The organism is Corynebacterium sp. HMSC074A09, from assembly GCF_001811545.1.
Taxonomy (GTDB): Bacteria; Actinomycetota; Actinomycetes; order Mycobacteriales; family Mycobacteriaceae; genus Corynebacterium; species Corynebacterium hiratae.
Genome location: NZ_KV805147.1, coordinates 130519 through 143825 on the forward strand (window position 1 = coordinate 130519; position 13307 = coordinate 143825).

The window sequence follows — 13307 nt, forward strand, 5'->3', positions numbered from 1 at the left end:
ATGACCAAGATTTCTGAGTTTGTGAACAATGACCGCGACACTATTTTCAACCAGCTCAAGGAGCTCGTCTCCTTCAATTCCGTCCACAACGAGCCGGGTCTAGAGGACCAGACCGCGAAGGCGGCGGAGTGGGTCCACGCCGCGCTTGTCGACGCCAACTTCACCCCCGAGGCCATCCCTACCGCTGATGGTTCCACGGCGATCGTCGCCAAGCGCCCCGGCAAGGAGGGCGCGAAGACGGTGCTGCTGTACTCGCACTACGACGTGGTTCCTGCCGGGAACCCCGACGCGTGGGAGTCTGATCCCTTCACCCTGACTGAGCGCGATGGCCGCTGGTACGGCCGCGGCGCCGCTGACTGCAAGGGCAACGTCGCCATGCACCTGGCGGCCCTGCGCGCGCTCGACGCCAACGGTGGAACCGACCTCAACCTCACCGTGCTTATTGAGGGCTCCGAGGAACGCGGCGGCGAGGGCCTGTCCGCACTCATCGAGGAGCGCCCTGAGCTCTTCGCGGCCGACGCGATTCTCATCGCCGATGCCGGCAACGCCAAGGTAGGTGTCCCGACGCTGACGACCTCCCTGCGCGGCGGCTCGCAGATCAACGTCAAGGTCTCCACCCTCCACTCGGCCGTGCACTCCGGCCAGTTCGGCGGCGCGGCTCCCGACGCCGTCAAGGCGCTCATGCGCGCGCTGGATTCCCTGACGGATGAGTATGGCCGCACGACTATCGACGGCGTCGATTGCGAAGGCACCTGGCCGCTGGCCGAGGGCCAGGACACCGCCTACAGCGAGGAGAACTTCCGCGCCGACGCGCAAATGCTCGAGGGCACCGAGGTCATGGGCGCGCAGGACCCGGCCGGTGCCACCGCTATCGCGGATATGATTTGGGCCCGCCCGGCAGTGACCATCACCGGCTTTACTTCCACCCCGGTGGCCGAGGCCGTCAATGCCGTGCCCGCCACCGCAGAAGCCAACATCAACCTGCGCACCCCCGCCACCATGGATCCCCGCGCCACCGCGGAGGCCGTGGCCGAGCACCTGAAGAAGCACGTCCCGTGGGGCGCACACATCGAGGTCACCATCCTGGAGGCCAACCTGGGATTCGAGACCGACCCGGCAAAGCCCGCGGTGGCTCTGCTCGGCGAGTGCCTCGGCGAGGCATTCGGTGGGGAGACCATCACCCAGGGCATGGGCGGATCCATCCCGCTGACCGTGGAGTTGCAGGAGAAGCACCCAAACGCGGAGATCGCACTCTTCGGCGTCGAGGAGCCGCAGTGCACCATCCACTCTGCTAACGAATCGGTCGACCCGACCGAGATTGAAAAGATCGCCATCGCCGAGGCGCTCTTCCTGCAGCGCTTCGCCTAAGCGCACCGCAGCGCTGCCCACCGTGGCCCGGGTATCCCGGGCGGGCGGCGCAGTACCCCTCCAACCTGAGCCGCTAGCGACGTGGAAGAACGCCAACAGGAGACGCATATATAACTGTATGAAATGAAAAAGTGAAAATTGGGATTTCAGACTGTATCGTGAGCACTAGTAGACGCCCGCCAGAGCGGTGGGTTTAGCCCAGTCCCCCGACAAGGAAAGGACGCCACCGCAACCTCGTGCTCACTCTCTTTTGTGCCTTGGTTCTAACCACCATCGCCGCTCCCTTCCTGATTTTCTATCTCGGCCGCCGTGCCTTCGGCCTCTTGGCAATAGTGCCCGCGGTTGGGTTCTTCTGGGTGCTCCAACGGCTGACCGATGGCACGCTGCGCGACGGCAACCAGCTGGCCTATGACCTCAACTGGATGCCAGCAGCGCACCTCAATGTCAGCTTCCGCATGGATGCGCTTTCCGCGTTATTCAGCCTCATCATCCTGGGCGTAGGCGCGCTGGTCCTGCTCTATTGCTGGGGCTATTTCAACCACTCCCGGCGGCGCCTCGCCCTCTTCAGCAGCCAAATGGTGGGCTTTGCCACGGCCATGTATGGCCTGGTGATTTCCGATAATTTCCTGCTGCTCTACGTCTTCTGGGAAATCACTTCCCTGCTGTCTTTCCTCTTAGTGAGCTATTACGGCGAGCGAGCCTCGTCGCGTCGATCAGCGCAGCAGGCGCTCATGGTCACCGTCCTGGGCGGTCTCGCCATGCTGGTGGGTATTACCCTCCTCGGCCGCCAGACCGGCGCGTGGTCTTTCAGCAGTATCGCCGCCACCGAGGACCTCGCCAACACGCCCTACCTCACCGTGGCTATCGTGCTCATTCTCTGTGGTGCGCTTTCCAAGTCCGCCATCGCCCCAGCCCACTTCTGGCTGCCCGGTGCCATGGCCGCACCGACCCCGGTCTCGGCCTACCTGCACTCCGCGGCCATGGTGAAGGCCGGCATCTATCTCGTCGCACGCCTTGCCCCCTCGGTGCATGACATCCCCACTTGGCACCTCGTGGTCCTCCCCTTGGGTGCTTTCACCATGCTGCTCGGCGGCTGGATGGCGCTCAAGCAGCGTGACCTGAAGCTCATCCTGGCCTACGGCACCGTCTCGCAGCTGGGCTTTATTACCGCCATCATCGCCATTGGCTCCCGCGAGGCGATGCAGGCAGGACTGGCGCTGACCGTCGCGCACTCCCTCTTCAAGGCCGCGCTCTTCATGATCGTCGGCGCTATCGACCATTCGACGGGAACCAGGGACATCGACAAGCTTGCGGGCCTGGGCAAGAAGAATCCCGCACTGTACGTCCTGGCCATCCTCCCCGCGATGTCCATGGCCGGTATCCCGCCCCTGCTGGGCTTCGTGTCCAAGGAAGCCACGCTCGAGGCCATCATGGGCGAGGAGCTTCTGGTCGGCATGCCGCGCAACATGCTGCTTGTCACCGTCGTCGTCGGTTCCGCGCTGACGATGGCCTACGCGCTGCGCTTCTTGTGGGGAGCCTTCTCCTCCAAGGGCCAGGACGAGCCCTCTGAGGCGGTAGCAAACATGCACCACATTGGCCCCTTCCTGTGGATCCCGCCGACGGTACTGACCTTGCTCACCATCTTCTTCGGTCTGCTGCCGCTGCCGCTCTCCCACGGCATCACGCAGCACTTGGACAACACCTTTGGGGCGCAGGACGCCTCCGAGCTCGCCCTGTGGCATGGCTGGACCATCCCGCTGCTGCTCTCCGTGATCATTATCGCTGCGGGTTCCCTCCTCCACTGGCAGCGCCAGGCGCTCACCAAGGCCCAATTCACCTACCCCGCATTGGGCTCTGCCGACGATGCTTACGACGCCATCATCAACTCCCTGCGCCAGCTCTCCCTGCGCATTACCGCCTCCACGCAACGCGGTTCGCTGCAATACAACCTCACGGTCATCTTCGCCACGCTCATGGTGCTGCCCATCGTCATGCTCATCCGCGGCGATCTCACCAACGTGCGCATGATCGTGGCCGAAAACCCCTGGCAGGCCATCGCCGCGGTGATCATCATCATCGCCGCCGTGGCCGCCACGGTGCTGGATAACCGCCTCTCCGGGGTCATCCTGGTGGGCGTGACCGGCTACGCCTTGTCCTTCATCTTTGCGCTGCAGGGCGCTCCGGACTTGGCGCTGACGCAGCTCCTCGTGGAAACCATCATCATGGTGCTCTTCATGCTGGTGCTGCGCCGTATGCCGGCTAATACCGAGTGGAAGCAAGATCCCAAGACCGGCCGCCTGCGCGCCTGGCTCGCGGTAGGCGTAGGCCTCGCCGTCACCGTGGTGGGTATGTTTGCCATCAACGCTCGGCGCGAGGAGCCCATCTCGCAGTACATGCCGGAATTGGCCAAGGAGATCGGCCACGGCGCCAACACGGTCAACGTCCTGCTCGTGGACCTGCGTGCGTGGGATACCTTCGGCGAGATCACGGTGCTCGTCATTGCCGCAACGGGTATTGCGTCGCTGATTTTCCGCACGCAGAGCTTTACCCGTGCCTCCCGCCGCCCGACCTTGCAGGTCACCGGGCGCCGCTGGCTGGCTGCAGGCGTGGAATCGGAGAAGGCGCTCAACCGCTCGCTCATGGTGGACGTGAGCACCCGTATTCTCTTCCCCTCGATGATGGTACTGTCCCTGTACTTCTTCTTCGGCGGCCACAACGCCCCCGGCGGCGGTTTTGCTGGCGGTCTCGTGGCAGCCTTGGCGCTGATTCTGCGCTACCTGGCTGGCGGCCGCGAGGAGCTCGAAGAGGCGCTGCCTCTCGACGGCGGCCGCACCATGGCGGTAGGCCTGCTGCTCTCCCTCAGCGCCGTTATTACCCCGATGCTCTTGGGCTACCCGCCGCTGACCTCTGGGTACACGAAGGTAGGTATACCGCTCATCGGTGATGTGTCGCTGCCGTCCGCGCTGATTTTCGACGCCGGCGTCTACCTCATCGTCATTGGCCTCACGCTCTACGTGCTGTCCTCCTTGGGCGCGAAGCTCGATGAGGAAGAAGAGATGCGTAAGCAACGCGCCCGCGATCGCGCACGCTCCCTGGCGCGCCGCACACAAGCAAAAGAAACCGCTGCCACGGCAGAGAAAGGACACGCCTAATGGATGCCAATCTCATGCTCCTGCTCGCTGCGGGCGTGCTCTGCGGCACCGGAGTCTACCTGTTGCTCGACCGCGCGATGACCAAAATGCTGCTCGGCATCTTGCTGCTGGGCAACGGCGCGAACCTCTTCATGCTCATGGCTGGCGGCCAAGCCGGCTCGCCGCCTATCGACGGCCGGAACTCCCTCCCCTACGGCGATCAGATCGCCGATCCGCTGGCCCAGGCGATGATCCTCACGGCCATCGTCATTTCGATGGCGCTGACCGGCTTCATCCTCACCTTGGCTTACCGCCAATACCGCTACCGCTCCGCGGACGTGATTGAGGACGACACCGAGGACGCCGCTATCGCGGCGATTGCCTCGCGCCCGGGCAATGCTTCAGCCGCCCCTGACCACGACGCGTCCAATGACCCGACCACCGGCCGCACCACCAAGGAAGGCGATAAGTTTGGCCCCGAGTTCTTCGAGGCTCCCGTGAAGGAGGCGACCGATGAGTGAGACCATCTCTCCCCTAGTGGATCTGTTGCTGCCGTATATCAGCTACCTGATCCCCCTGCCGATCATCATCCCGGCCCTGGCTGCCGCGCTGGCGATGCTTTGTGCACGCAATGCCAATGCGCAGCGCCGCATCGCTTTCTTCTCCCTGCTCACGCTCGCCACTGTGAATGCCGCTCTGATTTTCATCGCGGATACCACCGGCATTCAAACCCTGCAGGTGGGCGGTTGGGACGCCCCGGTGGGCATCACGCTGGTGGCGGACCGTTTGTCCACGGTCATGCTCTTTACGTCCTCCGTCGTCCTCTTCTCCGTCATGTGGTACGCCATTTCACAGGGCGTGCGCGACGGCACGAAGGACGAGCCGGTGGCGACCTTCCTGCCCACCTACATGCTGCTGACCATGGGCGTGAACGTGTCCTTCCTGGCCGGTGACTTGTTCAACCTCTACGTGGGCTTCGAAATCTTCCTCGTGGCCTCCTATGTACTGCTGACCCTCGGCGCCTCACCCGCGCGCGTGCGGGCCGGCGTGGGCTACGTCATGGTCTCCATGGCCTCCTCGCTCATCTTCGTGCTGGCTTTGGCCTATGTCTACGCCACGGTGGGCACGATGAACATGGCCCAGATTGGCATCCGGATGGAGGATATCCCGGCGGGCACCCGCTCCGCAGTGTTCGCCGTGCTGCTCATTGCCTTCGGAATTAAGGCGGCCGTCTTCCCGTTGGATGCCTGGCTGCCGGACTCCTACCCCACCGCACCGTCCCTCGTCACCGCGGTCTTCGCGGGCCTGCTCACCAAGGTTGGTGTCTACGCCATCATTCGCGCGCGCACCTCAATCTTCACCGATGGCGGGCTGGATGGCCTGCTCATGTGGGTCGCGCTGGCCACGATGCTCGTGGGCATTTTGGGCGCTATCGCCCAATCGGATATCAAGCGATTGCTGTCCTTCACGCTCGTCAGCCACATCGGCTATATGATCTTCGGCGTTGCCCTCGGAACCGCCCAGGGCTTGTCGGGCGCCATCTTCTACGCGGTTCACCACATTTTGGTGCAGACCGCGCTGTTCTTGGTGGTGGGCCTCATCGAGCGCCAAGCCGGCACTTCCTCGCTGCGGCGCTTGGGCTCCCTGATCTACACCGCGCCGCTCATCGCGATCTTGTACTTCATCCCGGCCATGAACCTGGGGGGTATCCCGCCCTTCTCCGGATTCCTGGGCAAGATCATGCTGCTCCAAGCCGGCGCGAATGAGGGTTCCTGGCTGTCCTGGGTCCTCATCGGCGGCGCGGTGATCACCTCCCTGCTGACCCTCTACGTCATGATCCTCGTGTGGGCCAAGGGTTTCCTGCGCGACCGCGGCGATGCGCCCGAGGGCAACCTCGCCATGGTTCGCCCTTCTCCACTGGGAGAAGTCACCGAGTACGTCGAGTTGGAGGAGCGCGATGACGTCGGCCGCGTGCCCTTCGGCATGCTGGCGTCGACCTCCCTGCTCGTCATCGCCTCGGTATCGATGTCCTTCCTGGCGGGCCCCATCTCTGGTGTCACCACCCGCGCGGCCACCTCGGCGCAGGATGATTCCATCTACCGCTATGCCGTCCTGGGTGACTCCGCCGAGGACCCGACGCGTCACTTAGACCCCGCTGAGCGCTACGAGGAGGGCGCGGATTCGCGAAAGAACCGGAGCCAGCCCCTCCCGGATCCGGAACCGGTGGCACCGACCACGAGGACGTCGCCAAGCACAACGGCTACACTCCCCACGACCGTGGACGATGATGAAAAGGAGGTGTCGCGATGAGATTCTCCGGTATTAAGCACCGCTTCCGGCCGTGGTTCATGGTGTGGATCGTCGTCATGTGGTGCATGCTCATGGGCGAAGTTACCGTAGCGAACCTGGTGGGTGGCCTGCTCGTCAGCCTCGTCATCGTCTTTGCGCTGCCGCTGCCGGCCATGCCCGTGGCGGGGATTTCGGTGAGCTGGGGCAAACTGCTCGTCTTCATGGCGCAGTGGTTTGTCGAGCTGATGGAGGCCTCCATCATGGTCGGCTGGCTGGCGGTGCGCCCGCAGCCTGTGCCGAAGACGGCGATTGTGAAGCTGCCGATGCGAGTGGAGAACGAGTTCGTTCTCTCGCTGGCGGTCAGCCTGTACAACCTGCAGCCCGGCGGCACGGTCTCCGATATTGACATTGCCAACCGCATGTTGACCATCCACCTGCTGAACGCCGATTCCGAGGAGGATCTGGAGCGCGAAATCGCGGCCGTACGCAAGCTCGAGGCCGACATGATTGCCATCTTTGAAAGGAGCCACCCCTGATGGATACGGACCTGTATAACATCCTGCTCACCGTGGCCGCCGGCTTCCTCGTGGTGGCTTTCCTCATCACCACGTGGCGCATCGTCATCGGCCCCAACTCGCTCGACCGCCTCATCGCTATGGACGGACTCGTGGCCATGTTCCAATGCGCCCTGGCCACCTATATCTGCTGGACTTTGGACACGACGGTCTCCAACGCGATGATCGTCGTGGCGCTCCTCGGCTTCATCTCCACGGTCTCTGTCACCCGCTTTAGGAAGAGGGATTCATGAGTTACGTACTGATTGCCGATGTCCTCTCCATCATCCTCATCCTCGTCGGCTCCATCCTCATCTTGGCGGCATCGATTGGCGTGGCGCGCTTTAAGGACACGATGGCGCGCGTGCATGCCATCGCCAAACCACAGACCACAGGGCTGATCTTCACCATCGTGGGCGCGATCATCAAGGTGACGGGCTCCGAGGACTTCAGCGTGGCCGAGAGGGGCGACCTGGGAATCCTCGTCTTGCTCGTTCTCTTCGCCATGATCACCAGCCCGGTGACCGCGCAGAGAACCACGCGTATCGCCCGCCGCGAGGGCCTGTACGGTCCCCCGGAATCGATGACACGCAACGAGAGCCCGGCCGCGCGTTCGATGCGCCGAAAGTAAGGACACGGTACCTTTCTGCCGGGAAATGCGGGGACAATAATATAGGCTGCAAAAGGCACTAATAGGTGGTCAGGCGAGGAGAGTCGACGTGAAGAAGCTGCAAGGCGTACCAACGATGTGTGCTGTCCTCGCACTGGGCATCGCGGTGATGGTGTACAAGATCATCCAGTTCGATGGCCACAAGGCCTTCACCTTCATCCTCCCCTTTGACCTCGCCATCTACCGCATGGCTGGCGAGGATCTCAACGCCGGTGGCCTGCTGTACGACGCCCCCTATATCTTTGAATTCCCTTTCACTTACCCACCCTTTGCGGGCCTGCTGTTCAAGGTCTTGCCGTTCTTCAGCAAGGACGCGCTGACCATTATCTGGCCTTCGCTCATGTTCTTGGCTGTGCTGGCCATCATCGTCATGATCTTCCGCGAGCGGGGCGTGAAGATGACCCCGGCGGCCGTCCTCATCGCGGTGCTGCTTACCGCGCTGACCCCGGCGAATGAGACGATGCACGGGTCGCTGTACTACGGGCAGGTCAACGTCTTCCTCATGTTGCTCGTGGCCTTTGACTTCCTGCCTATCAAGCGCCGCCTGCCGGGCGTGGGCATTGGCCTGGCTGCCGGAATCAAGCTGACCCCGGCCTACATGGGCCTAGCTCTGCTCTTTGAGAAGCGCTGGTGGGCTGCCGCGGGTGCGGTGATTACCTTCCTCGTCACGGTGGTGCTCGGATTCCTCTTCGTTCCTGATGCGATGGTGTTCTGGACCGATGCCATGTTCAACTCCTCGCGTGTGGGCGAGCATGCCAACCCCGGGGCGAAGTCGCTGCGCTCGCTCATGTTCCGCGAGCTCGGCATCGACGGTGGCATCTGGTGGATCCTGGCGGTCATCGTGGTCTTCGCGCTGACCTGCCTGGCGCTGCGCACCGCCTACCTGCGCGGCAACCGCTCGGCAGCGTTCGCGCTGACGGGCCTGAGCACCTGCTTGGTCTCCCCCTTCTCGTGGTACCACCACTTCGTGTGGACCATCCCCTTCATCGTCATGGTCTTCGTCTCGGTTAACCAGGCGGTGAGCTCGCGTGTGTCCGGCAAGGGCGGTGAGCAGCTCGCGGGGCTTGCCTCCGTGGCGGCCTTGTTCGTGCTTTCGCTGCCCTTCATGTCAGTGCCCGTGTGGTTCACCATGTCCTCGGCCAACCTCGACGCAATCGAATCCTTCCAGCCGTGGGCAACCTCGCTGTGGACACTGTCCTGCCTAGCTTTCATCGTGGTCTACGCCGTGTGGGGCTTCATTGCGCCGCGCAAGCGCGCAGCGGAGAAGAGCTAGGGTCGGTTCGATCAATTAAGGGGGCCAAACCCGGCTGTTTTGGTGCACTATTTGATCGAAACGTCATCTTTGGGCGAGACAGCTTCCCAAAAGTACGAATCGATCAATTGAGGCCCTGAAAACCACCAGTTTTCGGGCCTTAATTGATCGTTCGGTACTTACTCCAGCCGCTCCATCTCATCCGCGGTGGCCTCAACCACCTTCTGCCAGCTGCCGGTCTCCTGGTACAAACGGCGCTGGCGCTCATAGCCCGCCCCGCCGTCGATGATCTCCTGCACCAGCTGCAGCTCCGGAGCGCAGCCCAGCTCTTCCGAGAGCGGAGCCAGCTCCACCAAGAGATCCGCCAGCTCATCCTTGATCCAGCGTTCATCGGTCTCGCGCGAGGTGATGACCAGCGCGTCCATGCCATAGCGCGCGCCGCGCCACTTGTTCTCCGCCACGTGCCAGGGCTGCAGCGTGGGCAGCGTTTCGCCGGCGTCGATCATGCGGTCATAGTGCACCACGAGGCAGTGTGTCAGCGCCACGATGGCGGAGAGCTCGCGGAGGTTGGAGGCGGCGTCGGAAATCCGCACCTCCACCGTGCCCCACTTGGAGGCCGGGCGGACGTCGAAGTGCATCGAGCCCGTGTGGTTGATGACGCCCGAAATGGCCTGGTCCCGCATGTAGGACTTCCACTGCTCCCAGTTCTCAAACTGGTAGGGCATGCCCGCGGTGGGCAGCTGCTGGTAGAGCATCGTGCGGTTGGAGGCATAGCCGGTATCGAGCCCCTCCCACCCCGGCGAGCAGGCGGAAATAGCCAGCAGATGAGGGTACTTCGTCATCAGCGCATTAATGATGGGCCACACGCGGTCCTCGTGGCTGATGCCGACGTGCACGTGCGTGCCCCACAACAGCATCTGCTGCCCCCAATACTGGGTGCGGTTGATAATTTCGGAGTAGCTCTCCTTGTTGGAGACGGGGTTTTGCCGGAAGTCCGTAAAAGGGTGCCCGCCCGAGGCCCACAGGCGCACGCCCAAGGGGTCGGCCGCCTCACGCACGGCGCTGAGCGACGCCCGCAGGTCCCCCATCGCCTCCGGCACCGTCCGGCACACCCCGGTCACCAGCTCCACCGTGTTTTGGAGGAATTCCTTTTCCAGGTGGATGTCGGGATGAGCAGCGCGCACGCGGTCGATGAGTTCAGCGCCGCGCGGCACGAGATCCCAGGTCGCTGGATCAACGAGGGCAACTTCCCACTCAACACCTAGCGTGGGCTCGGGCGAGCGGGCGAAGTTCTCTTCCGGAATATTCACCCATTCATCCTATCCGTCGGGCGGATGAATTTAATAAGATTTTATTCCCTAGGCTTGGGGAACCGCGAGGACAACCACGACGGCATCGTCCTTGGTGTAGTCCCCGGTCAGCTCGGCCGGGTACGGGGCAATCGCTTCCGCCGGTACGTCGGCACCGTAGTACTGGGCGGCAACCTCCTTGGCCAGGCTCTCGGCGGCCGCATCGCCCTCAGGGAAGTAGACGGTGGTCTTCGGAGCCACGAGGACGTCGCCGCTGATATTGCCCACCTCGGCGATGTGGAAGTGCTGGGACTTCAGGCGCTCGGCCTCATCGGCAGCGAAGTTGGCGCGACCGGAGTTGTTGTACACATTGACGGGGATCTCCGCCTGGGCGCGGTCGGGGCTACCTGCGGCAGCGCCCTCCTCAGCGTTGTCGTCGCGGGCAGCGTCACGCTCGGCTTCAGCATCGCCGTCTGCGCCAGCCTCGGCGTCAGCACCGGCAGCATCCGACTCCTCGCGGTTCTTGTCCGCCTCTCCTTCCGCGCCACCGGCGGCAGCACCGTCACCCTCGGCGCCGCCAGTCGCGGGGCCGGACACGACAGCATCGTTGCCTGCCGGCGCGTTCTGCGCGGTGTCCTCGGAGTCATCAGAGGTCATGGCATAGAGCGCCCACATGCCGAGCATGACGGCAACGGCGATGAGCACCATGGCGAGCCCGCGCAGGGGGAGCTTGCTCGCAGGAGCGGCAGCGGCGGCCGGGGCGGCGGCCGCGTCAGAATCGGCGGCGTGGCGCGCGTGGTCAGCGGACGAGGCAGAGTTTTCCGGATTCACATTAGTCACATTGGCAACTTTAGTATCTGATTCGCTCAGTCTGGGGCATTATCGCGTGCGGCGCGCCGGACGTCGTCGCGGACGTCGCGAAGCCGGCGCAGGCGGGTGACCAACAGTGGGTAGGAGGCGTGCGCCGCGGGGTCATCCAGGAGCACATTGAGGCGCTGGTGATAGCGCACCGGAGTGATGTCCAACTGCGTGCGGATGGCCTCCTCCTTGGCGCCGATATCGCGCGGGGCGTGGGACTCGAACTCCAAAATCGCGGCGTCTAGGTCTGACAGGGAGTGCATGCTTAGACTGTATGCCATGACTATTCGTCCCATCGTTATCCACGGCGACCCGGTCCTCCACAATCCCACCGAGCCGGTCACCGAAGCCATCGACTCTCCTGAGCTACAGGAGCTCATCGCGGACATGCACGAAACCATGGACGCCGCGCACGGAGTTGGCCTGGCCGCTAACCAGATCGGCGTGAACAAGCGCCTCTTTGTCTACCACTGCCCCGACACCGACGGTCCCAATGGCACCGAGCTTCCCGAAGGCGGCATGCGCCGCGGCTGCGTGATCAACCCGGTGCTGGAAACCTCCGAGATTCCGGAGACCATGCCGGCTGACGACGGCTCCGAGGACGAAGGCTGCCTCTCCGTTCCGGGCGAGGGCTTCCCCACCGGCCGCGCCGACTGGGCCCGTGTGACCGGCAAGAATGAAAAGGGCGAGGATATCTCCATCGAGGGTTATGGTTTCTTCGCGCGCATGCTGCAGCACGAAACCGGCCACCTCGACGGCTTCGTCTACACCGACGTGCTCACCGGCCGCTACAAGCGCCAGGCCAAGAAGGCCATTAAGCGCAACGGCTGGACCGAGGCCGGGCTTACCTGGCTGCCGGGCGAGGACGAAGATCCCTTCGGGCACGAGGACTAATGTCCCGCATCTTCCGCTCCGATTCCGTCCAGGTGGGCGAGCGCGTGGTGGCCCGGCGCGATTTCGGCGGCGTGCACAGCGATGTGATTGGCCACGTGCTCAGCCTGGAGCCGCTGGTCATCCGCCCGCAGGAAGTCGGCGGCTACCCCTCTTCTCTCGACGCGGTGGAGATTCCGCCAGAGCAGCTCAAGATTATTAAGCGCCTCTCCCCACGCACGGTCCGCAATTCCGATATCCGCGCCGTCGAAGTGGCCACCGCGGCGGCCTTCCCGGGCAAGGAACACAAGTGGACCTTGGATGGCCAGTGGCTCATGCGCGCGGGTGATGGCGTGACGGGCCGCTCAAATTCCGCGATTCCGCTGGGCCCTTCGGCGGGATTTCTGCCGGTGCCAATGGAGGAGATCGAAGCGTTTTATGCCCGCCACGAGCTGCCCGTGTGCCTGGCCATTCCGGAGCGCATCGGTGCCTCCGCGGAGAAGCTGCTGGCAGCAGAACCCGAAGCGTGGGAGCTCGAACCGGAGATCCTCGTGATGGTGCGCGATTTGGCGGAGCTCCCTGCCCCGGGGGACGTCAGCTTCCGCATCGACGAGCAGCCCGATTCCGAGTGGCTCGACCTCTACCACTTCCGTGGTCAGGCCCTGCCGCCGTTGGCCCTGGAGTACCTGCGCAGCCGCATCGACGGGACGATGGGCTTTGGGCGCCTGCTCGCCCCGACGGGTGAGACCATCGCGATTACGCGGGGCACGCTGACGGAATCCGGTGACGGCACCGTGTGGCTGGGCTATTCCGCCGTGGAGGTCGCCGAAGGTTGGCGCCGCAAGGGACTGGGCACCGCGCTGGGCGCGCACATGCTGGCCTGGGGCAAAGCCCAGGGTGCTGAGAAGGCCTATCTGCAGGTCGTGGCAGGTAACACGGCCGGGATTCGGCTCTATGAGAAGCTCGGCTTCCTCGAGCAGCACCGCCACCGTTACGCCCGTCGCCTGCCTCAAGTACCCTAAACCA

At 63.8% G+C, this 13307-nt stretch carries 13 protein-coding genes; 10 read left to right on the forward strand and 3 right to left on the reverse strand.

Annotated features, from left to right (window positions below; genetic code table 11):
• The 8 genes from HMPREF2807_RS05990 to HMPREF2807_RS06025 all read left to right on the forward strand — a co-directional run bounded on the left by HMPREF2807_RS05990 (position 1) and on the right by HMPREF2807_RS06025 (position 9285).
• Positions 1-1368 carry a dipeptidase gene (locus HMPREF2807_RS05990; protein ID WP_070511144.1) on the forward strand — a complete coding sequence of 456 codons (1368 nt, stop codon included), beginning with the start codon at positions 1-3 and terminating at the stop codon, positions 1366-1368.
• Between the two features lie 236 nt (positions 1369-1604).
• Positions 1605-4520, forward strand: coding sequence for a Na+/H+ antiporter subunit A (locus HMPREF2807_RS05995; protein ID WP_070511146.1), 2916 nt, complete (start codon positions 1605-1607; stop codon positions 4518-4520).
• Complete coding sequence (locus HMPREF2807_RS06000; RefSeq protein WP_046647182.1) at positions 4520-5020, forward strand: Na(+)/H(+) antiporter subunit C; 501 nt, start codon at positions 4520-4522, stop codon at positions 5018-5020. Before HMPREF2807_RS05995 ends, HMPREF2807_RS06000 begins: the two co-directional genes overlap by 1 nt.
• Entirely contained in the window at positions 5013-6809 is a 1797-nt protein-coding gene (locus HMPREF2807_RS06005; RefSeq protein WP_070511148.1) for a Na+/H+ antiporter subunit D, read from the forward strand. The genes HMPREF2807_RS06000 and HMPREF2807_RS06005 overlap by 8 nt, the downstream gene beginning before the upstream one ends.
• A complete protein-coding gene (locus HMPREF2807_RS06010; protein WP_070511150.1) occupies positions 6806-7324 on the forward strand; it encodes a Na+/H+ antiporter subunit E in 519 nt (172 codons plus the stop codon). Before HMPREF2807_RS06005 ends, HMPREF2807_RS06010 begins: the two co-directional genes overlap by 4 nt.
• Entirely contained in the window at positions 7324-7596 is a 273-nt protein-coding gene (locus HMPREF2807_RS06015) for a monovalent cation/H+ antiporter complex subunit F (RefSeq protein ID WP_046647179.1), read from the forward strand. Before HMPREF2807_RS06010 ends, HMPREF2807_RS06015 begins: the two co-directional genes overlap by 1 nt.
• Positions 7593-7973, forward strand: a complete 381-nt coding sequence (locus HMPREF2807_RS06020; RefSeq protein WP_049154692.1) for a monovalent cation/H(+) antiporter subunit G — start codon at positions 7593-7595, stop codon at positions 7971-7973. Before HMPREF2807_RS06015 ends, HMPREF2807_RS06020 begins: the two co-directional genes overlap by 4 nt.
• Before the next feature lie 88 nt (positions 7974-8061).
• Positions 8062-9285, forward strand: a complete 1224-nt coding sequence (locus HMPREF2807_RS06025) for a glycosyltransferase 87 family protein (RefSeq protein ID WP_070511152.1) — start codon at positions 8062-8064, stop codon at positions 9283-9285.
• A 158-nt stretch (positions 9286-9443) separates the two neighbouring features.
• Here HMPREF2807_RS06025 and HMPREF2807_RS06030 read toward each other — a convergent pair whose 3' ends face one another.
• Genes HMPREF2807_RS06030 through HMPREF2807_RS06040 form a run of 3 tightly spaced genes read right to left on the reverse strand, consistent with a single transcriptional unit; the run spans position 9444 to position 11674 of the window.
• Complete coding sequence (locus HMPREF2807_RS06030) at positions 9444-10574, reverse strand: glutamate--cysteine ligase (protein WP_070511154.1); 1131 nt, start codon at positions 10572-10574, stop codon at positions 9444-9446.
• A gap of 48 nt (positions 10575-10622) precedes the next feature.
• On the reverse strand, positions 10623-11393 hold the full coding sequence (locus HMPREF2807_RS06035) for a LytR C-terminal domain-containing protein (protein WP_118853190.1): 771 nt from the start codon (positions 11391-11393) through the stop codon (positions 10623-10625).
• A gap of 26 nt (positions 11394-11419) precedes the next feature.
• Positions 11420-11674: a DUF3263 domain-containing protein gene (locus tag HMPREF2807_RS06040; RefSeq protein ID WP_070511158.1), complete on the reverse strand. Its 255-nt coding sequence runs from the start codon at positions 11672-11674 to the stop codon at positions 11420-11422.
• A 16-nt stretch (positions 11675-11690) separates the two neighbouring features.
• Between HMPREF2807_RS06040 and HMPREF2807_RS06045 the strand changes: the two genes are divergently transcribed.
• A complete protein-coding gene (locus HMPREF2807_RS06045; protein WP_070511160.1) occupies positions 11691-12305 on the forward strand; it encodes a peptide deformylase in 615 nt (204 codons plus the stop codon).
• Positions 12305-13303 carry an N-acetylglutamate synthase, CG3035 family gene (locus HMPREF2807_RS06050; protein WP_070511163.1) on the forward strand — a complete coding sequence of 333 codons (999 nt, stop codon included), beginning with the start codon at positions 12305-12307 and terminating at the stop codon, positions 13301-13303. The genes HMPREF2807_RS06045 and HMPREF2807_RS06050 overlap by 1 nt, the downstream gene beginning before the upstream one ends.
• Positions 13304-13307 lie beyond the last annotated feature (4 nt).